The 18,281-nt window shown below is 59.7% G+C and carries 32 protein-coding genes and 1 tRNA gene; 14 read left to right on the top strand and 19 right to left on the bottom strand.

What is annotated here, in order from left to right; all coding sequences use genetic code 11:
- The 16 genes from JCM25156_RS21045 to JCM25156_RS03040 all read right to left on the bottom strand — a co-directional run.
- Positions 1–199, bottom strand: a 199-nt coding sequence (locus JCM25156_RS21045) for a hypothetical protein (protein WP_034958244.1), incomplete at its 3' end; no start/stop codon positions are given.
- 13 nt (positions 200–212) lie between these two features.
- Complete coding sequence (locus JCM25156_RS03115) at positions 213–1,265, bottom strand: major capsid protein (RefSeq protein ID WP_242402433.1); 1,053 nt, start codon at positions 1,263–1,265, stop codon at positions 213–215.
- Between the two features lie 3 nt (positions 1,266–1,268).
- Positions 1,269–1,961 carry a hypothetical protein gene (locus JCM25156_RS03110; RefSeq protein ID WP_148299299.1) on the bottom strand — a complete coding sequence of 231 codons (693 nt, stop codon included), beginning with the start codon at positions 1,959–1,961 and terminating at the stop codon, positions 1,269–1,271.
- On the bottom strand, positions 1,954–2,256 hold the full coding sequence (locus JCM25156_RS03105) for a Bbp19 family protein (protein ID WP_025812116.1): 303 nt from the start codon (positions 2,254–2,256) through the stop codon (positions 1,954–1,956). The genes JCM25156_RS03110 and JCM25156_RS03105 overlap by 8 nt, the downstream gene beginning before the upstream one ends.
- Positions 2,256–3,977: a portal protein gene (locus tag JCM25156_RS03100; protein ID WP_034958242.1), complete on the bottom strand. Its 1,722-nt coding sequence runs from the start codon at positions 3,975–3,977 to the stop codon at positions 2,256–2,258. Before JCM25156_RS03100 ends, JCM25156_RS03105 begins: the two co-directional genes overlap by 1 nt.
- 1 nt (position 3,978) lies before the next feature.
- Complete coding sequence (locus JCM25156_RS29295; RefSeq protein WP_206777849.1) at positions 3,979–4,137, bottom strand: hypothetical protein; 159 nt, start codon at positions 4,135–4,137, stop codon at positions 3,979–3,981.
- Between the two features lie 87 nt (positions 4,138–4,224).
- Positions 4,225–5,730, bottom strand: a complete 1,506-nt coding sequence (locus JCM25156_RS03090) for a terminase (protein WP_242402432.1) — start codon at positions 5,728–5,730, stop codon at positions 4,225–4,227.
- Complete coding sequence (locus JCM25156_RS03085; RefSeq protein WP_025812112.1) at positions 5,720–6,157, bottom strand: hypothetical protein; 438 nt, start codon at positions 6,155–6,157, stop codon at positions 5,720–5,722. Before JCM25156_RS03085 ends, JCM25156_RS03090 begins: the two co-directional genes overlap by 11 nt.
- 104 nt (positions 6,158–6,261) lie before the next feature.
- Positions 6,262–6,468 (bottom strand): hypothetical protein, encoded by a 207-nt coding sequence (locus JCM25156_RS03080; RefSeq protein WP_025812111.1) that lies wholly within the window; start codon positions 6,466–6,468, stop codon positions 6,262–6,264.
- Positions 6,465–6,845: a winged helix-turn-helix domain-containing protein gene (locus JCM25156_RS03075; RefSeq protein WP_159104956.1), complete on the bottom strand. Its 381-nt coding sequence runs from the start codon at positions 6,843–6,845 to the stop codon at positions 6,465–6,467. Before JCM25156_RS03075 ends, JCM25156_RS03080 begins: the two co-directional genes overlap by 4 nt.
- Before the next feature lie 93 nt (positions 6,846–6,938).
- Positions 6,939–7,550 carry a DnaB-like helicase C-terminal domain-containing protein gene (locus JCM25156_RS31980; RefSeq protein WP_025812109.1) on the bottom strand — a complete coding sequence of 204 codons (612 nt, stop codon included), beginning with the start codon at positions 7,548–7,550 and terminating at the stop codon, positions 6,939–6,941.
- Positions 7,541–8,356 (bottom strand): DnaB-like helicase C-terminal domain-containing protein, encoded by an 816-nt coding sequence (locus JCM25156_RS31975; protein WP_025812108.1) that lies wholly within the window; start codon positions 8,354–8,356, stop codon positions 7,541–7,543. Before JCM25156_RS31975 ends, JCM25156_RS31980 begins: the two co-directional genes overlap by 10 nt.
- A gap of 60 nt (positions 8,357–8,416) precedes the next feature.
- A complete protein-coding gene (locus tag JCM25156_RS29290; protein WP_159104955.1) occupies positions 8,417–8,560 on the bottom strand; it encodes a hypothetical protein in 144 nt (47 codons plus the stop codon).
- A gap of 77 nt (positions 8,561–8,637) precedes the next feature.
- Positions 8,638–9,336 carry a hypothetical protein gene (locus JCM25156_RS21040; RefSeq protein WP_025812107.1) on the bottom strand — a complete coding sequence of 233 codons (699 nt, stop codon included), beginning with the start codon at positions 9,334–9,336 and terminating at the stop codon, positions 8,638–8,640.
- Positions 9,333–9,587: a hypothetical protein gene (locus JCM25156_RS03050; protein WP_148299298.1), complete on the bottom strand. Its 255-nt coding sequence runs from the start codon at positions 9,585–9,587 to the stop codon at positions 9,333–9,335. Before JCM25156_RS03050 ends, JCM25156_RS21040 begins: the two co-directional genes overlap by 4 nt.
- Before the next feature lie 242 nt (positions 9,588–9,829).
- Positions 9,830–10,087, bottom strand: coding sequence for a hypothetical protein (locus JCM25156_RS03040; protein WP_025812105.1), 258 nt, complete (start codon positions 10,085–10,087; stop codon positions 9,830–9,832).
- 120 nt (positions 10,088–10,207) lie between these two features.
- Here JCM25156_RS03040 and JCM25156_RS03035 point away from each other — a divergent pair, with 120 nt between their 5' ends.
- Together JCM25156_RS03035 and JCM25156_RS03025 are read left to right on the top strand one after the other, a co-directional pair.
- Positions 10,208–10,471: a hypothetical protein gene (locus JCM25156_RS03035; protein ID WP_025812104.1), complete on the top strand. Its 264-nt coding sequence runs from the start codon at positions 10,208–10,210 to the stop codon at positions 10,469–10,471.
- A 123-nt stretch (positions 10,472–10,594) separates the two neighbouring features.
- A complete protein-coding gene (locus JCM25156_RS03025; protein WP_148299297.1) occupies positions 10,595–10,957 on the top strand; it encodes a hypothetical protein in 363 nt (120 codons plus the stop codon).
- Here JCM25156_RS03025 and JCM25156_RS28550 read toward each other — a convergent pair.
- Both JCM25156_RS28550 and JCM25156_RS28545 read right to left on the bottom strand, forming a co-directional pair.
- Positions 10,923–11,204 (bottom strand): hypothetical protein, encoded by a 282-nt coding sequence (locus JCM25156_RS28550; protein ID WP_148299296.1) that lies wholly within the window; start codon positions 11,202–11,204, stop codon positions 10,923–10,925. The genes JCM25156_RS03025 and JCM25156_RS28550 overlap by 35 nt on opposite strands.
- The gene (locus tag JCM25156_RS28545; protein ID WP_148299295.1) at positions 11,201–11,431 is read right to left on the bottom strand and encodes a YdaS family helix-turn-helix protein; all 231 of its coding nucleotides are present in this window, start codon (positions 11,429–11,431) and stop codon (positions 11,201–11,203) included. Before JCM25156_RS28545 ends, JCM25156_RS28550 begins: the two co-directional genes overlap by 4 nt.
- Positions 11,432–11,523: 92 nt before the next feature.
- Between JCM25156_RS28545 and JCM25156_RS27005 the strand changes: the two genes are divergently transcribed.
- The 10 genes from JCM25156_RS27005 (at position 11,524) to JCM25156_RS27605 (ending at position 16,454) form a co-directional block, all read left to right on the top strand.
- Positions 11,524–11,868 carry a helix-turn-helix domain-containing protein gene (locus JCM25156_RS27005; protein WP_051577464.1) on the top strand — a complete coding sequence of 115 codons (345 nt, stop codon included), beginning with the start codon at positions 11,524–11,526 and terminating at the stop codon, positions 11,866–11,868.
- Between the two features lie 147 nt (positions 11,869–12,015).
- Positions 12,016–12,261: a hypothetical protein gene (locus tag JCM25156_RS28540; protein ID WP_148299294.1), complete on the top strand. Its 246-nt coding sequence runs from the start codon at positions 12,016–12,018 to the stop codon at positions 12,259–12,261.
- Positions 12,248–12,580, top strand: coding sequence for a hypothetical protein (locus JCM25156_RS03010; RefSeq protein ID WP_025812100.1), 333 nt, complete (start codon positions 12,248–12,250; stop codon positions 12,578–12,580). Before JCM25156_RS28540 ends, JCM25156_RS03010 begins: the two co-directional genes overlap by 14 nt.
- Before the next feature lie 629 nt (positions 12,581–13,209).
- The gene (locus JCM25156_RS27000; RefSeq protein WP_051577463.1) at positions 13,210–13,812 is read left to right on the top strand and encodes an ORF6N domain-containing protein; all 603 of its coding nucleotides are present in this window, start codon (positions 13,210–13,212) and stop codon (positions 13,810–13,812) included.
- A complete protein-coding gene (locus JCM25156_RS28535; RefSeq protein ID WP_148299293.1) occupies positions 13,758–13,970 on the top strand; it encodes a hypothetical protein in 213 nt (70 codons plus the stop codon). Before JCM25156_RS27000 ends, JCM25156_RS28535 begins: the two co-directional genes overlap by 55 nt.
- Before the next feature lie 79 nt (positions 13,971–14,049).
- Entirely contained in the window at positions 14,050–15,195 is a 1,146-nt protein-coding gene (locus tag JCM25156_RS02990; protein ID WP_148299292.1) for a hypothetical protein, read from the top strand.
- Positions 15,196–15,326: 131 nt separating this feature from the next.
- Complete coding sequence (locus JCM25156_RS29285) at positions 15,327–15,500, top strand: hypothetical protein (RefSeq protein ID WP_159104953.1); 174 nt, start codon at positions 15,327–15,329, stop codon at positions 15,498–15,500.
- The gene (locus JCM25156_RS02975; protein ID WP_025812097.1) at positions 15,497–15,760 is read left to right on the top strand and encodes a hypothetical protein; all 264 of its coding nucleotides are present in this window, start codon (positions 15,497–15,499) and stop codon (positions 15,758–15,760) included. Before JCM25156_RS29285 ends, JCM25156_RS02975 begins: the two co-directional genes overlap by 4 nt.
- Positions 15,760–16,236, top strand: coding sequence for a hypothetical protein (locus JCM25156_RS02970; RefSeq protein WP_025812096.1), 477 nt, complete (start codon positions 15,760–15,762; stop codon positions 16,234–16,236). The genes JCM25156_RS02975 and JCM25156_RS02970 overlap by 1 nt, the downstream gene beginning before the upstream one ends.
- The gene (locus JCM25156_RS27605; protein WP_148299291.1) at positions 16,233–16,454 is read left to right on the top strand and encodes a hypothetical protein; all 222 of its coding nucleotides are present in this window, start codon (positions 16,233–16,235) and stop codon (positions 16,452–16,454) included. Before JCM25156_RS02970 ends, JCM25156_RS27605 begins: the two co-directional genes overlap by 4 nt.
- Here JCM25156_RS27605 and JCM25156_RS02965 read toward each other — a convergent pair.
- Positions 16,432–16,620, bottom strand: coding sequence for a hypothetical protein (locus JCM25156_RS02965; RefSeq protein WP_025812095.1), 189 nt, complete (start codon positions 16,618–16,620; stop codon positions 16,432–16,434). The two genes, JCM25156_RS27605 and JCM25156_RS02965, sit on opposite strands and share 23 nt — an antisense overlap.
- A gap of 29 nt (positions 16,621–16,649) precedes the next feature.
- On the opposite strand from JCM25156_RS02965, the gene JCM25156_RS02960 reads away from it, so the two are divergent.
- Both JCM25156_RS02960 and JCM25156_RS02955 read left to right on the top strand, forming a co-directional pair.
- Complete coding sequence (locus JCM25156_RS02960) at positions 16,650–17,708, top strand: site-specific integrase (protein WP_025812094.1); 1,059 nt, start codon at positions 16,650–16,652, stop codon at positions 17,706–17,708.
- Positions 17,709–17,774: 66 nt separating this feature from the next.
- A tRNA-Ser gene (locus JCM25156_RS02955) sits at positions 17,775–17,864 on the top strand.
- The last annotated feature ends 417 nt before the right edge of the window (positions 17,865–18,281 follow it).

Here is an 18,281-nt window from a genome sequence, read left to right as displayed (position 1 = left end):
CGGTCGCGGTGGCAGTTGCTCCCGCGCTGTCCGCCAGCGGCAGCGTGCCGCATTCGGCAAACACCTTGAACGGTCCGGTCGGACCGAAATCACGGTTCTGCGAAAAGTCGATAATGTTGGTCGAGGGCGTGGCAATTCCTGCCGCAAGCGCGGTCAGGTCCTGCGCGTTGCTGAACAGCAGCAGTCCGTCAATAATCATCTGGGCGGTTTCCTTACTGGACCGTTTCTTCGGTGTTCAGGATCTGGTCGCAGGTGCGGATGGGGATGCCACGGAAGGGCGTGACCGGCTTGCCGTCCCATTCCAGCATCTGCAGCAGCACATTGGTCTTGTTGAGCGCCTGCAGGTCCAGCGCCGTGCCGAGCGTGCGGTTGACATAGATGGCCGGACGCCCCCACGACAGCGGCTGGCCGCCGGTCGCCTGCGTCGCGGTCTGCACGTTGGTCACGCCACGCGGCATGGTGGGGATCTTGTGCACGGCGGCAACCAGCATGGAAATCAGGTTGGCCGCGCTATCGCCCGTCAGGCTGTCCACGTCGATGTTGGCGATGCGGACAATGTAACGCCAGTCACGCACGGTCAGCCCGCAATCCCATTTGTAATGGGACTGATACGCCTGATACGGGTTGCCGTTGGCATCCAGCACCGGCGCGTCGGTGGTCACGTCATTGCGCTGCAGCCCGGCAATGCGCCCCTTGGGGAAAATGCCGAACGCCGTGGTCGGGCCCCAGCAGGTCAGCCACATGGACGTGTTGCTGGTGCCCCGTCCGCCCGCGTCGATCACGTTGACGGCGTTGGCGGCCTTGGCCGCATCCACCGTGCTGTAGCGCGGCGCAAGCCCGGTGAAGGCCGGAAGGTCGCTCTGCTCGGTGCCGTAGAACAGCGTGCCCGCCATCTGCTGGTTCATGCCTTCAATGAAGGCCATGTCCTCGGACAGGCGGAAGGCGGCCACGTCGCCCTCCAGGTTCGCCAGATCCTTGTCCACCAGCGAATAGGTTTCCAGCATGCCGCAGCTATCGGTGATCTGCGCGGTGGTGCTCTTGGCGCGCGGCACACCGTAGTTGAGCATACGCCATGTGGCAGCGGGCAGCCCGGTGCGCACGGTCGTCTTGTTGCCGGTGGCGAGGTTGCCCATCTTCCACAGCATGTCATCAAGGATTTCATTGGTCTGGGACAGCAGGTTCACGATATCCGCGATCTCGCCATCCTCGCGCCGCGCGGCCCAGTCGGCCAGCGTCAGGCAGGTGGTGCTGGAAATGGTTGCCACCGGTTATGCTCCTGCTTTTGCCGACTGGCCGTAAAGGCGCTGGGCAATGTCATCAAAACTGCTGCCACTGCGCTTTTCCGGCGCGGGCTTTCCTGTGTCGGGCGGTTCGGCCAGGCCCATCGCCTTGCCGATCTGCACGAAGGCGCGGATGACGGTGGGGTTGTTGCCCGCGCCCGTCTCGGCCAGCGCCTGCACCAGATCCTTTCCGCCATAGGACTGGATCACGCGATCAGCCGCGGCCTTGGCGTCCGGGTTCAGGCCGGTGCCATCGGATAGCGTGCGGTCGGACAGGACTTCCTGCCGCCACCTCATCGCCTGTTCGTGCTGGGCGTGCCCGGCCTGTTCAATCTGCTGCTGGACGAACTGCAGCCCGTGCTGCGTGATGGCGCTGAACTGTTCCTGCGTCAGTCCGGCTTCACGCGCTGCGGCCTCGTACTGGCCCATCGCCTTTTCATCGACGCTGAAACCCTCGGGCGGCGTGAATTCGTATTTCTCCGGGACGGCAGGCTTTTCCTGTTCACCGCCTTCCGGCGCACCCTCGCCATTTGGGGCCGCGCCTTCGGTCGCCGCTCCGCCCGCAGGCGGCTGCGTTTCGGCTGTCGTGCTTTCCGTGCCGCCGCCCATAAGGGTGTCGGTTGCGCCGCCACCAGCAGGGGCATCAGCAGGCGCAGCAGCACTTGTGGGTTCATCACTCATCCGCGTTCAGGCTCTCCATGAGGATCTTGCTCAGGATGCCTTCACCCGCGTTTGTTAGTACCGTGTGCAGCTTGATGCCAATATCGCGCTGGCCTTCGCGAAATGCCGTCGCCATCGGGTCGCCCGGCACGAATGAGCCGCCCATGAACTGCGTCTCGTTCAGGATGCGCAGCAGCACGCGCCGGCCGCGCGGGTCGGATGCCACCCATGCGAGATCGAGCTGGTCGGTTGCGCCCCGGGCCTTGCGCCGCGTGCGCCGTTCGCGGACCTGTTCGGGATCGTGCGGATCATACATCAGCCCCCTCCCCCAATGCCCGACATGATGGCCTGCAATGCGTTCTGGCCGCCGCCCACATCCGTGTCGGACAGGTTCTTCGCCCCCGCCGCAAGCTGCTGGGCCTGTTCGGCCGCCGCCTGCTGCTGCTGGGCGTATTCACGCTGCTGGCGCATCTGGGCCACGGCCTGCGGATCACGCATGATCGCCTGGTTGATGCTGAGCAGGTTGCCATAGATGTCCACGGCCTGATCCAGATCCACGTTATCCATCACGCTCTGGTCCACACTGACCAGACCGCCACAGAAGCGCACGAACTGCTCGATGCCCGTGGTCTCGGTCGCACGCTGGGCCTGCGCCAGCACCGAGATGTAATTGACCTTGAGCGGCCCCGCACCCATCTGTTGCGGGCGCGGTGGTAGCAGGCCGCCACGTTCCATGATGCCCAGCGTCACGTTGATGACCGGGTTCAGCGCCTCGTTATGAAACCGCTCCAGCACCGGGCCAAGGGCCAGCAGCTTTTCCTGCTGGCGCACGTTGATCTCGGCCGCCGTGACGGGCTGCGCCTGGTCCATCTGGCTGACCATCAGGATCAGGTCATTCTTCAGCGTGACACGGATGGCCTCCTGGAATGCCTGTATGCGCTCGACCAGCGGCGTAATGTCCGGGCTGGTCTGATACACCGGACGCAGCCCCGCGCCATTGCCCATGGTATTCAGGCCGGGAATGAAATTGATGCCGTTGGGGATCAGGCTGACCAGCCCGTTCTGCATCGCGGCGTCGGCCTGCATCGGGGGGCGTGCGAACTTGTCCACGACTTCGGCACAGCGCAACTGGGCAAGCTGAAGGGATTTCACATCCCCCAGCGCATCCTCGGCCGGGCCATGGCCATACGCATCGTTGGACACGGCGTGCCAGCGCGGGCAGATGAACGGCTTTTCGGGATAGCCCTCGATGCGCAGAACCGGCACGCTGGGGTTGCCGTATTCGTAATACACGCCGATATATGGCGCGCCACGCCAGCCCATCGCGCCCGGCACGCGGTCAAGATTGGGCATGATCGCATGCACCACGGGGATTTCCCGCGTAAGCTGACGGCTGTCATACAGGCCCTGCACCGTAGGTGAGCAGTTTTCATAGCCAAACTTGCCGACCACCTGGCGCACGTTCTGCACATACTCACGCACCAGCGTGTCTATTTCCATCCGCGCGTTCTGCATGATGAAATATTCGCCAGCGGTGAGCGGGTAGAACCGCACCACGTCATCATAATCCTGCTGGATGATGACAGCACCCGTGCCGAATCCCGCGATTTCCTCATAAAGCTGTGCCATGGCGTTGTAGAAATTGCCGGTGGCAAACACGCGCTGCAGCCGTTTCTGCACGATGGCCAGCCACTGCTTTACGTCCGGGTCATCGTTCAACTGGTCATTGTTGGTGGAAAGCTGGAACCAGTCGCGCGCCGGGCTGGTGATGCCCGCCATCAGGAACGCGGCCAGATTGCCCACGCACCTGGTGGCCGTGCGGTCCACGATCTGCGTGCCCTTGGGCAGCCCGCGCGATCCCTGGTTGGGCAGCAGGTTGTTATACCGTCCCCGCGTGGGCATGATATACCATGTGATCGCGCGCCACGTTTCCCGCCACGATGAGCGGTCCATGCGCATGAGAACGATCAGGCGATCTATCTCATCACGGGTTTTCTGTTCGGGGCTGGTATCGTCAGACGGTGCGGCGCGCGCCATGTCAGCCACCCAGCAGCGTCTTGGGGGCGTTCGTCGCGGTCTGGCTCAGGCCGGATGGTCCGGTCAGCATGGTTGATCCCATGCCGCCCGCCATGCGCGCGGCCTGCGTGGTCGAGTTCTGCAACCCCTGCACGGTATTGTTCACCGTCTGGCCCGCCATCGGCGCGGGCGTCGGGGTTATGACCTTCGGAGATTTGAAAATGCCCATGACAGCCCTGTGCGGGCCGTTTGTTAGTACCGTGTGGTCTCAGGCGTAGGGGTCGTAATCGCCCTGCACCTGCTGCTGCCCCACGGGACCGGCGGGACTGCCGGAAAACTGCGATGGCGCCACGGGATAGGCAAAGGTGATCGCCAGCGCATCGCCCACGTCAGGTGATGCCAAGCCGCGCTTTTTCATGTCTTCCTTGCGCTCAAGGATGATCTCGTTGCGCGGGTTGAAGAAATACCACGGCCCGGCAAGGTCGGTGCGCAGTTCCTCATCATCCGGTATGCCGCCGGTCTGCAGCCACGCGCGCATGGTGCCCCACATTTCGGCACGCTTGTTGGCATAGCTTTCGGACTGGATATCGTAATTCACCCGGTCGGATTTGCCACCGAACTGCACTTCCATCAGGCCGCGCACGCGCAACTGCCTGCACCGGTCCACCACGCCGGCACCGACACCACCCCCATCGACAAACACCGCATCCGCACCATACCGAGCTGCTTCATCCGCCACGCGCGCGGCAAGCTGCATCGTGTCCACATTGCGCAGCTTGATCGGCGGGATCAGCCTGGCATCGCGCCCCTTGCGGAAAAAGATCACCGACTGGTCATCGCCATACCGCGCCACGTCCACGCCAATGACCAGCGCATCGGACAGGATGGCCGCCACATCTCGCCGGGCCGCCGCCTCGATGGCATCCGTGCCGATGAACTGCATGGACCCGGCCCGCGGGAACAGGCCACGCACACGCACGCGCATGAAGTCGCTGTCCTCGCCATAGGCCGTTGCCCATTCCTCGAACAGCCGCTTGTTCGTGCCCTCGACCGTCCGGCTGTCGATCTGCCTGCCATGCCAGCGGTGGCGCTGCTTGTTGAAGCATTCGAAGAACCGGCCAACTGGCTGCGTGGGATTTCCGAACGCGCACCAGATGATTTCGGTGCCTTCATCAGTCAGCGCGCCTTCGGCCACTTCCCACACGCGGTCGATGATGCCCGATGCCTCATCGAAGATCAGCAGGATCCGGCGGCCCACGTTGTGCAGGCCGGCGAAGGCTTCAAGGTTTGTCTCGGACCACGTGACCGCATCCGCCCGCCACGTCTTGTCATGGCCCGGCAGAGTGGAATGGATCGACATGCCATGCACCTTGAACCAGTGCGAACAGATCAGCAGCCGGAACCACTTGCTGATTTCGGGGAAGGTCTTGGTGCGCAACTGGGGTTCGGTATTAGCCGTCACCACGACCTTGGTGTCCGGGCAGGTGCACAGCGCCCACGCAATCAGCATAGACACCAGTGCCGACTTGCCGATGCCGTGGCCCGAACTGACCGCCTGCAGCACCGGCATCAGGACATGTTCGGGCGCGTATCCCTCTTTCAGCCGGTCACCGACCGATTGCAGGATCTCGCGCTGCCATTTGCGCGGGCCCGACGCACTGGCAAGGTCCGTGCCTGCCTTGCCCCATGGGAATGCGAACAGTACGAAGCCCAGCGGGTCGAGGCTGTAGCTGGCGATTTCTTCCGCCAGTAGCGCTTCAATATCAGCCGCCACGCGCCCGCTTGCGCCCTTCATCGATCAGTGCGGCGATGTCCGTGTTGACATTCATGTCCACGGTCGAACGGTCACGGTATTTCTCCGGCCTGTGCGCCTTGAGCAACGTGGTCAGCAGGCCGTCGCTGTAGCGGCGTTGCAGGACCGGATTGCCTTCTTGGTCATAAACCAGCCCATCCTTGCAGGTGACATATTCGTCGTAACCGTCGCGGCCGCGGCGCCATGCTTCCAGTTCCAGGCTGTCCATGGCGATCTGCAGCGCTTCGTCCCATTCGGCTGCAAAGGACTGGTCGGTTTCGCGCAGCCGATATGCTGTCACGCGCCCGATGCCAGAAAGACGGCATGCTTCAGACACGTTACCAGCATTACGCAACGCCTCGATAAACGCGCGCGTCTGACCTGTTCCATGTGTATCACGGCCGTGCATCAGATTTCACATCTCGATCGACAGAATGGGAATACCCAAGACGCGCCAGACATAAACAAATCCGCCTTTCCGATTGTGCTCAACCGTCCTGCTGACAATCGCCATCACCCCATCCCGACACGCTTGACCGCAGCCATATGCCCGACCCTGATGATCCGCTCGCGCATCTGCCCCACATTGGTGGCAATCTGCATGAACATCGGATCGCTGCGGTGCATGGCCAGTTCCGCCGCGGCTTCCTCGGCGTGCCGCAGACCGGCTACCATCTTCTCGTATGCGTCGTTCTCGCTATTGGTAACGCTGCGCCTCATCCCTGCTTCCTCACTGAAACGTAATACCCACATTCCCGCTCATTGCGGATTTCCACACGCCCCCGGCCATCCATGCCGATCATGCAGATGACCCCGCGCAATTTGCTGATCTTCTCGCGGATCACCCGGCCCGGATCGTCCGGCTCATCATCCGGGTCAGGCCACACCGCCTGCGTGATTGCATCCTGAGACTGGATCACTCCCTCGCGCCGCATCAGCTTTTCCATGATGCGGAACGGCACCCGCGCCAGCAGGACTTCACCACGCGGGCCGGACAGCACATGGCGGCCGAGATCGAGCGAAAGTTTGCGACATGGTAGATTTCGTCCTGCATTACTGACATGCCTGCGCTCCGAACAATATCTGGAAATGGCCACCTGCATTATTCTGTTCGTTCAACAGGTCAGCTTAAATAAACTTCTGCAGGCTGATTTTATTATATGGATACAGAAGCTGGTACGATTTTCTTCTTACCATGCCTCTGATCGCTCACCCGCACTCACATCACGGAACCACGTTGTGGGACCATCAAACAGCATGTCCACAATGCCTGTACGGCCACCCCGGTTTTTCAGCACGATGATCTCGGCTTTCCCGCGTGAGCGATCGAGCGCGTCAAGAAACGCAACCCGGCGTTTTTCGTACACCGCATCCGTCTCGTTCGTGTTGCGCACCGGTTGCCCATCCGAGCCCATCCGCGTTTGCAGGACGTGTTCCTCGCGGTAGAGCGCCATAACGCACCGGGCATCCTGTTCAATGGCGCCGGAATCCCGCAGATCGGACAGGACAGGCCGCCTGTCCTCCCTGTTCTCGGACTGTCGGTTGAGCTGTGACAAAGCGATAACGGGCACCTTCAGTTCCCGCGCCATGCGGGCGAGGTCTCCGCTGATCTCGGTCATTTCCAGCGTGCGATTGCCAGACCGGCGCGCCACCGTGGAACCGCGCAACAGGCCCATGTAATCCACCACGATGAACTTCAATCCCCGCTTTGAACGCTTCAACTGCCGCGCACGGGCAAGCAACTGGGCCACGGTGATGCCTTCCCGGTCATCAATCGAAAGTGGAATGTCTTTTAACGCCATGGAGCATCAACCATCCGGCCCATGTCATGCTGACTGATCCGCTCCGGCGTTGCCGCCCGGTCGTTCATGCCGGTCAGCACCATATCCAGCGGCATGCGGACCCTGGCCGCGATGACACGCCCCATCAACTCTTCGGCTGACATCTCGCCCGACCAGAAAAGACCCCGCCCGTTCAGTTGGGCCATCCGCACCGCCAGCGACAGCGCAAGCCCTGATTTGCCAATGCCGGGCCGAGCGGCAACAACATACATCGCGCCCGGACGAAAGCCGCGAATCCGGTTGTTCAGTTCCGCAAAGCCGGTATCCAGCCCGGACAGGAACTGTCCCGCCTGCCAATGGCTGTTCGTTTCTTCCATCAATGCCTGCCCGGCTGCAAACGCCGTGACGGTCGGCCTGCTGGCGTCAGTGCCATTGGACAGGGCTTCCAGATGTTCCAATGCCTCGGTCAGGATGTCATCGGCCGTAGCTTCGGAATTGGCAGCCCGTGCCCGCATTTCGTCGGCATAGGACTGGATCGACCGCTTGACCCAGCAGGCGGCGACCGAACGCGCAGCCTCGCGGGCCATCCGCACGTCACCGGCGGAGAGGATGCGAGGCAGGTTTTTCGCCTGCCACTCCGCACCCAGATATTCGTTCGACCGGATTTGCGGCGCGATGGTAACCGGCGAGACCTGCCGACCAGCCTTGATTTCACCCTGCACCAACCGGAACATCTCGGCCATGTCGGTGTGAAAGAAATGCTCCGGCTTCACCACGTCCGCCACGCTGTCATAGGCCGCGTTGTTCAGCAGGATTGACCCGATCACACAGCTTCCGCCAGGGCGTTGGTCGGGGTTTCCTGCACCTTCGGCTCGAAATGCAGCACCTCAGCCATCGGCCAGCGCCTTCAACGGGAAATGCTCCGGTCGGGGTGACAGGCCCTCGTAGCCATTTTTCGCCCATTGCCGGGCCGCGTCGTCGTAGGCTGCCCTGTCGTATTTCACCTCATCCGCCGCCGGTTCGGAAAGCACGCCATCATCCGCCCAGCGCTCGTTGTTGAGCCAGGTTGCGGGATGGGGGATGTAAGTCGGATCGACCGACCACGGCGTTACGGCGATGGCAGCCAGCAGCGTTTCGAGGCTGGTGCTGCCAAGGGCTTTGGCAAATGCCGGCGCGCCTTGGGCTTGCCCACCTTCCGCGGATAGGCTGCCCAGAACTGCTCGAACGCAGCCTCGTCCGGCTGGGGTTTGCTGGCATGGCGGGTTTTGGGTTTGGGGGCGGATGGCCGTTCAGCCTCGTCGAAAAATTCGTCCCCTGGCAAGGGGACTATAGGGGTATTTCTAGCTTCTAGCTTCTTGAGTTTATCCCCCGGCTTATCCTGACCCTTAACCGGGGGGTTAACCCCCTCCCCGTCATTTTCGGCATCATTATGGACCAGTGCGGGATTACCCCCCTTACGCCCATGTTCAGCCGAAATGTCAGAGTTTTCCTTGTCCCGCACCATGCGGCGGGAGAAAATGAAGCCATCTTCATCGACGCTGAACACGCCATTTTCTTCGAGTTCGGCAAGCAGTTTTCTGACTTCCCGATCGCTTCCGTTTGTCAGTCCTGCAAGCTGTTTTTCACTGACTTTCCTACCGGAAATCTCGAAAAAACCGATGCGATCCGCAGCGTGCATGATGGCCAGCATCTCCATCCACAGGCCACGCGCGGCGTAGGAACACGACTTCAGGGCAAGATCATTCTGCCAGTCCTTCCACCAGAACTTGGACCAGCCATAACGCTTTTTGCGGGTGGGGCGGCTCATCGCTCATCCTCCGCAAAATCACAGAAATAACCCAGCACCTTGCCGGTCATGGCTGCTTCCTCACGCATCATCTGAAGATCCGGGGCTGATCGCGCCGCTGCGATAAAGGCGCGGGAAAGTTCCTGCCGCGCCATGAACATGCGGGCGAGATCGGCCTTGTGGCCGCCCTGCATGAGCATATCGCGCATGACGGGATCTTCGGGAGAATGGCGGCTATTATGGCCGCGTCGGGGCATGGGAATGACGTTCATGCGTGTATTCCGCGCTGGGCCCGGGAGATGTTGACCGCCCGGGAAACTTTATTGGGGATGGTGGCGTCGTGTGCGTGGCCCCTCATCGGCGCGAGCGCCGGTGCCACAACTCGGCCCGCCATTTGGCAATTTCGGCATTGTGAATGTTGATGTGACAGATGGACCGCCAGCGGGCGGCCATCTTCAGGCAAAACCATTCCCAGATCATGCAGCCTCTTTCTTGAGCGCATCGAGACGTGCGCTTAGCAATTCGGCCTCAGCGATATGTCGTCGCTGTTCGGCTCCAGGTGGGCCGCGAACCGGGCGCGCACGCGCAGCCATTCGCCTGCGGTGACACTCCTGATTTCGCGATAGATACAAGCGCGGACCCGCCGTTCCGTCAGGCCAAGAAGCCGCGCGGTATCGTGGATGGCCGCCTTCAGCCCGCACTTGGTCCTGCGGGCTTTCACGGCTTCCGTAACGATACTGGCGAATTCATTGACTGCGATTTCGGCTGTCATTTTTGCCCCTTGGACAAAAATGCTCCACGCGCTTGGACGAAGTACTCCACGCCATTGGACAACTCCTGATGCAGAATTCCGGTTGTCGAGGCCGGAAGCAGCAACAGGACGAAGGAGCGTATGGAGGAAACTGAAAAACGGAACGATGCCGCGACGGGGCTGGATGCCCTGTCGCGCATCGATATGGCCCTGCTGGGACTGGCGCAACTGCGCGCCCAGGCCGGTGCGTATGAGTACGTGCAGGCCGCGAAGCTGTGTACGGCGCTGAGTGCTGCGATCCTGTCGCCCACCCTGCTGCCGGTCACCACCATTCCCATGGCGCCGGTCGTAAGCCAGCCGCTGAACCGGCTTATCCACGGGCTGCAGCATGTCGGGGTGGTTTAAGGAGAGGATGGCACAGGACATCAGGCGCCCCTATGCAGATCGGAACTGGCACCCATGGCATTGCCGCCGTTACCGCCCGCGCCCACAGTCAGGGCGTTCACTTCACCAACCGGGAACGATTCGATGGGCATCAGGGAACGCGCAGAACAGGCGAGAGCAAACGTAACAGCCGCAAGCACACGCCGACCAGGCTTCCAGACCCATGTCAAGACTGGGTTCGAAGATCCTGACTTTAGCACCATGGAGCGCCCGGCATACATGCAGGAACAAGCATTACTGGCATTTCGGCAGGGCATTCTGGAACAGGCCGTCCTGAGCCTGATTGCCGCATTACCCGCTGAGCAGGCAGTAGCCTTGCTGGATAATGCAGCATGCCGAACCTGCGACGAAATGGGAGAATTCATGAACGACCCGATTTTGATCGAAGGCGAATATGAAAAACTGAACGACATCACGAGCGCTCTGCGGAAGAAAGATGCTGGTTGATCGCGTATGCAACATCTCTGGCAGCCTGTCGGCGCCGCACGGCAGGTACCCACAGCGCAACCAGACCACGAATGGCAATTAACGAAAGGATTTCCCTTATGGAAAACTGCCTGCAGAACATCTTGAGCTGAAACGCAGCAGAATGCAGCGGGAACTTGCTTCCCTTTTGCATCTGGGCCCTCTCATACGCGTAGCTGGCCAGCACTGCCGTCGCGATAAGGCTCAACCAAGTAGGGCGCATCATCATGCCCCCTTCCCCTGCACAAGCTGCCCAGTGGCCCGCACAACCGTCACGCCATCGAACAGGTCCGGGCGGAGTTCTTCGCGGGGGATCGCATACACCCGCTCGATCTTGAGCAAATGCGGGACGGGTATCGTCTTCCACTTCAACACGGCGGAATGCGTTTTCATCCCGAGGGCACGGGACAGTTTGCATGCCCCACCGGCTCGGGAGATGAGTTCTGCTGGTTTCATATCCAATATGTCTCTTAAAGAGACTAAAGACGTCAAGCAAAAACGTCTCTTAAGGCGGCACATTAATTTGGAAATGATGAAATGATGTCCCAATGAGTGACACCATCGGCACACGGCTACGGCATATCCGCGAGGAAAAAGGTCTCAACCAGATTGACGTTGGTGAGGCCGTGGGGATCAGCCGTTCTTATCTTTCCGACATCGAGGCCGGAAAAAAGGATGGAAGCATCAAGACGATCACCGCCTTAGCGCAGTATTACGATGTTTCCCTGGACTACCTTGCGGGCTTTCCGGTTCCTGCAATCCAGAGTGCCGAGGATGCTGCTCATGATGACTTTGAGCGGATCCTTCTCAAGATATGGCGCGCGATGAACGAGGAAGAGCGTATGGGTCTGATGGCGCTTCTCAAGGCCAGAATTGATACCAATGCAGCCTGACCCATCTCCCAGTGCCCGTAGGTCTTTCGCTGCATTTCCGCCCATTGTTTCCCTTTCGTTCTCAAGAGAGAGTAGCAGAGCAAGGGAAGTTATTGTTATGCAGAATATGGATATAGGTTATTATAAAAATATTTAAGGGCATCCACAATGTCAGAAAAAGAAGATATTGAAAAGCTAAAGGAACAAGTAAATAAACTTCAAATGCAATGTCAAAATACATCTATATCCTTATCAATTGCCTTAATACAGTTAGCTGAAATAACAACACATTTAGGGTACAAATCTATACCAATGCCAGAAAACGGATATTCTGCCAGAGAAATTATTTCAGAAGGGCGAAAAGTAGTAGATCGCCTCAAAGATTTTTCCGGAGAATCTAATGAACCAAGCTGAAGATTTAAAACGAAGGTTCTCTGCCATTTGGGAGGAAAACGAGAAACCATCGCCGCGGATTGATCTTGCTGCCCGCGACGGAGACGGGCATGGTAAAGACATGGAAGCACGCGTTGCAAAACTGGAAGCACTTGCAGAAAATACCAAGGATTCCCTCAAGGATCTACGGTCGGATTTGCGCGACCTTCGATCTGATATAAAAGATCTCCGGAAAGATGGACTTTCGGCGGTTAAATGGCTCTTGGGGCTGGGCGCCACAGCCACTATTGCGATCGGTGGTTTAGTCCTTCGAATTCTCATGACTATGCCGAACCATTAACCTCACCCTGCTCCGACAGGGTTTTCTTTCGCCTACTTCTCTATCTCCGGCACGTCCCCCACGCTCTCAAGGATCTCCGGCTCGCCATAGTCCCCGGCATCCTCATCCACTTCCATACGGACCAAGATTGCTCCGGCCATAGACGTGCCGCCTGCAGCGACCTTATCGGTCTTGCGCCTGCCCTCCTCGACTGACCGGCACACGATAGGCGTGCCTGACTCAAGCTGGGCACCACCCCGTTTGGGCTTTCCCCAGATATACGGCTGAAAGATGATTCGTTCGGTAGCGGCCATCGATCTCTCCTCTGATTATGTTCATATTGTGTTCTGCCATCAACAAGGGAAGTGAATTCGGCATGAGTAATATTTGTCTCCTTAAGAGACTTTTTCCTTGACTAAGTTCGTCTCTTTAGGAGACTTTAAGCCCATCACCTGCAGACGGAACGACTGAACCCACGGAAATCCCGTGGCCGATATACCTCCTGACGCTGGTGAGACACTCATTCTGAGTCGGGAGAGGCTTATATGTCAGGACGACACGGACGGATCGAGGGTGCGCGATTTCACTTTCGCCTACCGCCAGACCTCAAGCGGTGGCTTGAGGACCGCGCGGCAGGTCGGGTCCGGACCATGACTACTGAGCTGGTCGATATTCTTGAAAAACACGCAGCGCTGAGAAGGGTGTGCGAAACGAGCACACCCTTGGCGGGAAACGAACCAGCCCTGCTGATGCTTCCCCTGCCCTCTGCCATGAAGGAGGTGCGGCATGAGCAACGTCACGATCAATGGCAGGCCGGTATCCATTCTGGAATATCGCGGGCAGCGCGTTATCACCTTCGCATGGTTGATGCCCTGCACCAACGGGCCGAGGACACGGCAGGACGTAATTTCCGCGCCAACCGAAAACGCTTCATCGAAGGCACGGATTTCTTCTCCGTTTGCGCCGACGAAATTCGTCGGTACAAAATTATGGAGATTTCCGCCAAAGCGCGCGGCGAAATCATCCTGCTGACCGAAAGCGGTTACCTGATGCTGGTGAAGTCCTTCACTGATGACCTGGCATGGACGGTGCAGCGCGAACTGGTCACCGGCTACTTCCGCGTGCCCCGGCAGCCGGAGCTGCCACGCAATACGCTGGCCACCATGGAACCGACCGAACTGAACGCCCGCATCGGCGCATGTCGCAGGCTTCGCGCCAGTGGGGCAAGTCAGCCGGGGCGTGGGCATGGATGAAAGCGGGGCTGCCCCGACCGCCGCGGGAACTGCTCAGCACAGCCGAGAATGCGGTGCTGGATACCGTGGACAGCACCAAGCCCGTACCGCCGGTGCAGCGCCGGATCATGATTATCGAGGATGTGCAGGGCGGGTCGGTCCCTACCCCGTTCCCCTGAGCCGTCCACCCTGAACAAGTAATAAATCCTGATTGGCTACCATTACCAGCCTGACACAAGTATTCAAGGAAATCGAAAAATGTCCGAAACTCTCTCACGCCCGAAGTGCGTTCAGACGCCTGCGCCCGCCTTTGTTGTGGAGGATCAGATTGATCGGGTTCTGGAGCAGGCTGCGGCTCCGGTTCAGCCTCCGGTTGATCTGCCTGCTTTTGCCACCCCGACCCAGATCGGGCGGCGGTTGGCCACGGTGCGTCATATCCTCGATGAGCTGGAAAAGACAGAAGGTTGCAGGGGAGCCTCATTTAGCCGCTATGACAGGGAGCGCGACGCTCTCGTCGACCTTATGTCCACGAAGCAGCCCAACAACCTGCATGACGTGGCTGCCATCCTGAGCGCCATGATTGACCCTTTGGGAATGCTGGAGGGCTTCAACCTCAGCCGCGAGGATATCGACAAATATACGACGCAGTTACAGCGCGGCGTCTGCGGTACGCTGAAGCATCTCATTGCCCTCGGTATCAATGTCGATGCGCTGGCGCCGGTGGACCCTTTTTATGAAATCCAGCGCATCCTCGGCACCGAAGCCGAAGCCACGCCATCGGCCCTGCGCGATCTGGCCGATACGATGGAGCGGCAGTTTGTCGAGATCGGAAATGTCCCCGATGACGAGTGGCCTTTCGATAACGGCCCGCAGGTTCTCATAGACTATTGGGGCAATGTGGCTGCGACACAGAAGCAGACCGTCCATTCGGCTGAAGATGTGGTCAGCCTAGCGCGTATTGCCCGCACGATCGAAAATTCCACTGCTGAAGGCGACGAATGCCCCGCTTTGGACAACATCCACCGCATGCTGGTTTCGGCCATTCTGGATGGGCACCTGCCCTCCCCGGCTGGCCGGGATGCGTCGATCATAGCGAAGGCGACGGCGGCCACGGCGTTCGGACGACATGTTGACGCAGCATATGCCCAAGCCCCGAATACCAAAGCCAGCAATGAAGCGATGGATAAACTGTTTGGGGAACTGGATCACAAGATCAACGATCTCATGCTCTGCAAACCCACCACGCTACAGGGCTTCGCCGCGATGGCGCAGGCGATCATCGAGGACGACGGTGGTCTGCGCCATGGCGGTGAAATGGAAGGCGATCCCGACAATCTGGTCGCCCTTGCCCGCCATCTGGCTGCCGTTGCCCCGCAGTCGGGGATAAGCCCGGACGTTGCCTGATCAATGACTGCAATCGCTTCTGCGCGATCGAAGCGCTCTATAATCGGCGCGTGGAAGCTGCACATACGGCTGAGGAAGACAAAGCGGCAGATGCAGCAAATGCTCCGCTTGATGCTGAACGCGTTGCCTTGATGAAACGGATTACAGCGCGTGAAGCCCGCACGCTGGCGGGGAACGCTGCCCGAGCGCGTGCCCTGTCCCTGTTTGCATCTGACCTTCTCGAACATTCTGATGGACGGGACTTGGCTGAAAACATGCTGGCCGCCCTCGCCCGCGATACGCTGGCCATGGGAGCCGCGGCATGAGTGATGATCTCGACAATATCTCGATCACGCCCCGTGGCATGGGTGCACTGATTGCGGAACTAGGAGCGGCGGATAACGAAGCCGCATTCTGCCTGCGCCTGCAGGGCCACCTGCTAAGCATGGTCCGCAGCTACACACAGCAGGGCTACTCGGATAAAGAAATCGTCGGGTTCGTGCGGCAGATCGCCGATGGCGCTACCTTCCGCCGCGATGAACTGCGGTCGATTGCCAACATCCATCACACGTCGGGCCATGCGTAATGTCTGCCCGCAAGCTCAACCGTCGCTACATGCCGCAGGACGATGCCCTGATCCGCTCCATGCGGGCGGAAGGCCGGACCTGGACGGATATCGGCAGGGTGTTCGGCGTGCATGGCACCTCCATTCACCAGCGCCTGATCCGCGTGTTGCAGGAAGACGACCCGCACCCCGATGCCGAAGGCCTGCGCGAAGCAGCACGCCGCAGGCAGGCAGCACAGCGGGAAGCCACCCCGCCCCGGCAGCCCCTCACCCTCCGCACGCGTGATGGCGCGTTCAGTATCGCGGCCCTGCAGATGCTCCACCACCAGCAGGCGGCAACAGCAGGCCATATCCGCGCCACCATGCAGGAAATCACGGCATGGGCCCGCACCAACAGGTTGCCGCCCGCCTGCCGGGGCACGCTGACCCATATCAACGCATGGCGTGTGCGGGAAGGACTGCCGCCCTTCATGCTCCAGCAGGAGAAAATATCGTGACTGACCTTAGCATGGGCGATGAAGTGCCCCGCCCCGAATTCGAACCCGAGCCACATGCCTATGATCGCAAGGCACGCAACATCCCCATGACCGAACCCACGATCGCACAATCACTCCGCATGCTGGCCCGGTGCTGGGCCACACTGCACCCAAGCGCCACCATTGAGGAACGGCAATACCTCGCAGCACTCGTGGCTACGGAAATAGCAGGGCGATAGCGGCATGGACACCATCCCCCAGATCACGCAGCGGGTGCGTCTGGCCGATGTCGCGCGGATCACCACCCTTTCCACCCGTCAGGTCCAGAAACTGGCTGCAGCCGGACAGATACCGGGCGCGGCCAAGTTCGGCCGGATCTGGACGTTCGACCCCATCAAGATCCACGCATGGATCAATAATCAGGAGGCCAGCGTTTGTCAGGCCGCACCAACGCCAACATCTACCTTCGGGGTAAAACATATTGGGGGCGGGTCCAGATTGCCGGCCGCGAGCATAGAAGCAGCCTACGCACGACTGACCCGCGGGAAGCGCGCCGAAGGCTCAGGCAATGGAAGACGGAACTCGAACGCGAGGCGGTAACGGGCGACAGCGACCAGCTTTTTGAGGAAGCCGTCATCCGCTGGATTACCGAAGTGCTGGAAACCTCGGTCAAGGCCCAGACCATGCGACGTTACACCATCTCCATCCGTAGTCTGGAAGGAACATTCAAGGGCGTCCGTGTACGCGACATTACCACCCGCCTGATCTCCAATTTCGTATCGGGCCGGTCGGGCAGCGTGACCAACGCCACGATTCGCCGGGATCTGACCGCCTTGTCCCGCCTGCTGTCGGCCTGCGTGGCGTGGGGCTGGATCACCAGCAATCCCGCCCTGTCCTTTGACCGTACGATCATCCGCGAACGGCGCGACCCGATTACACCGCCCTGCCCCGATTCGGTGGCGCGCATCAAAGCCGCCTGCCCGCCGGGAATGGCCGCGATTCTCAACCTGCTGGAACAGACCGGCATGCGGGAGAATGAAGCCGTGAACCTGACGGCTGACAATGTTGATCATGGCCGCCAGCAAATCCGACTGCTTCGCACCAAGACGAGTCGGCCCCGCACGATCGCATGGGTCACGCCTGGCGGAAACGCCACAGCACTACTGGAACAGACACCTCGCAGCGGCTTCCTGTTCCCGAACCGTGACGGCCAGCCTTACCGCAACGCGGCCTCGAACTACGGGCAGGTCATGCGCCGGGTCGCGGCACGCTGTGAGGTCAAGGGGATTCCCTTCACCCGCTTCCGCATCCATGACCTCCGCCACGCCTTTGCCATCCGCTGGCTCAAGGCAGGTGGAGACATCTACCGTCTGAGCCGCCATCTGGGCCACACATCGGTCAAGACGACTGAAATCTATCTGTCCGCCCTGACGGCGGATGAACTGGACCGGGTACTGCATGTCGGCACAAAAGACGGCACAGAAGCCCCATGAATGTAGCGGTTTTTGTGCGGAGTAACATCTAGACGGCGGCGGATTACCTAGCTAAACAGACGATATGGAGAGGTGGCCGAGCGGTTGAAGGCAGCGGTCTTGAAAACCGCCGTGCGTGTGAGCGTACCGTGGGTTCGAATCCCACCCTCTCCGCCATCCCCTTCCCTGTCTGCTTCCTGGCTTTTTCATCCGCATTGATGCTGTCATATGCCGAATGGAAAATGAATATATTGTAGCAATTGGCTGCATAAGCAGAAATGTGACTGGGTGAATTTCGAAATTCGAAGTTCTTGAAAACAACAGCTTTATAAAAACAGTCAAAACATCTGGGGCGGCGTCTCTTTACGCAGGCGACGATTCCTGAAGCTTTTTGGAAAAAGCTTCACCAAAACTTCTTTAATATTTAAATACCATCTTAAATATATTACTTAAGTAATACTTGAAAGTGAAATTCTTCACCAAAAAAAAGCATCCGACCTCTATGGCCGGATGCTTTCCCGATTACGCATTCCATGGCTTCTTTCCAGCAATGCGAAAAGAAGCTCATGCGTCAGACCGCGCGGCGGTTGCTTC

This window comes from Komagataeibacter kakiaceti JCM 25156, assembly GCF_000613305.1.
The sequence above is the reverse complement of the archived record's forward strand: the minus strand, read 5'-3'. Positions and strand labels throughout refer to the sequence as shown.

What these genes read in the sequence shown, in the direction of transcription:
- JCM25156_RS03110 (WP_148299299.1), bottom strand. Translation starts at nt 1,961, where the DNA reads ATGAGTGATGAACCCACAAGTGCTGCTGCGCCTGCTGATGCCCCTGCT.
- JCM25156_RS03105 (WP_025812116.1), bottom strand. Translation starts at nt 2,256, where the DNA reads ATGTATGATCCGCACGATCCCGAACAGGTCCGCGAACGGCGCACGCGG.
- JCM25156_RS03100 (WP_034958242.1), bottom strand. Translation starts at nt 3,977, where the DNA reads ATGGCGCGCGCCGCACCGTCTGACGATACCAGCCCCGAACAGAAAACC.
- JCM25156_RS29295 (WP_206777849.1), bottom strand. Translation starts at nt 4,137, where the DNA reads ATGGCGGGCCAGACGGTGAACAATACCGTGCAGGGGTTGCAGAACTCG.
- JCM25156_RS03085 (WP_025812112.1), bottom strand. Translation starts at nt 6,157, where the DNA reads ATGCACGGCCGTGATACACATGGAACAGGTCAGACGCGCGCGTTTATC.
- JCM25156_RS03080 (WP_025812111.1), bottom strand. Translation starts at nt 6,468, where the DNA reads ATGAGGCGCAGCGTTACCAATAGCGAGAACGACGCATACGAGAAGATG.
- JCM25156_RS31980 (WP_025812109.1), bottom strand. Translation starts at nt 7,550, where the DNA reads ATGGCGTTAAAAGACATTCCACTTTCGATTGATGACCGGGAAGGCATC.
- JCM25156_RS21040 (WP_025812107.1), bottom strand. Translation starts at nt 9,336, where the DNA reads ATGAGCCGCCCCACCCGCAAAAAGCGTTATGGCTGGTCCAAGTTCTGG.
- JCM25156_RS03050 (WP_148299298.1), bottom strand. Translation starts at nt 9,587, where the DNA reads ATGAACGTCATTCCCATGCCCCGACGCGGCCATAATAGCCGCCATTCT.
- JCM25156_RS03040 (WP_025812105.1), bottom strand. Translation starts at nt 10,087, where the DNA reads ATGACAGCCGAAATCGCAGTCAATGAATTCGCCAGTATCGTTACGGAA.
- JCM25156_RS03035 (WP_025812104.1), top strand. Translation starts at nt 10,208, where the DNA reads ATGGAGGAAACTGAAAAACGGAACGATGCCGCGACGGGGCTGGATGCC.
- JCM25156_RS03025 (WP_148299297.1), top strand. Translation starts at nt 10,595, where the DNA reads ATGGGCATCAGGGAACGCGCAGAACAGGCGAGAGCAAACGTAACAGCC.
- JCM25156_RS28550 (WP_148299296.1), bottom strand. Translation starts at nt 11,204, where the DNA reads ATGATGATGCGCCCTACTTGGTTGAGCCTTATCGCGACGGCAGTGCTG.
- JCM25156_RS28545 (WP_148299295.1), bottom strand. Translation starts at nt 11,431, where the DNA reads ATGAAACCAGCAGAACTCATCTCCCGAGCCGGTGGGGCATGCAAACTG.
- JCM25156_RS27005 (WP_051577464.1), top strand. Translation starts at nt 11,524, where the DNA reads ATGAGTGACACCATCGGCACACGGCTACGGCATATCCGCGAGGAAAAA.
- JCM25156_RS28540 (WP_148299294.1), top strand. Translation starts at nt 12,016, where the DNA reads ATGTCAGAAAAAGAAGATATTGAAAAGCTAAAGGAACAAGTAAATAAA.
- JCM25156_RS03010 (WP_025812100.1), top strand. Translation starts at nt 12,248, where the DNA reads ATGAACCAAGCTGAAGATTTAAAACGAAGGTTCTCTGCCATTTGGGAG.
- JCM25156_RS27000 (WP_051577463.1), top strand. Translation starts at nt 13,210, where the DNA reads ATGACTACTGAGCTGGTCGATATTCTTGAAAAACACGCAGCGCTGAGA.
- JCM25156_RS28535 (WP_148299293.1), top strand. Translation starts at nt 13,758, where the DNA reads ATGTCGCAGGCTTCGCGCCAGTGGGGCAAGTCAGCCGGGGCGTGGGCA.
- JCM25156_RS02990 (WP_148299292.1), top strand. Translation starts at nt 14,050, where the DNA reads ATGTCCGAAACTCTCTCACGCCCGAAGTGCGTTCAGACGCCTGCGCCC.
- JCM25156_RS29285 (WP_159104953.1), top strand. Translation starts at nt 15,327, where the DNA reads ATGAAACGGATTACAGCGCGTGAAGCCCGCACGCTGGCGGGGAACGCT.
- JCM25156_RS02975 (WP_025812097.1), top strand. Translation starts at nt 15,497, where the DNA reads ATGAGTGATGATCTCGACAATATCTCGATCACGCCCCGTGGCATGGGT.
- JCM25156_RS02970 (WP_025812096.1), top strand. Translation starts at nt 15,760, where the DNA reads ATGTCTGCCCGCAAGCTCAACCGTCGCTACATGCCGCAGGACGATGCC.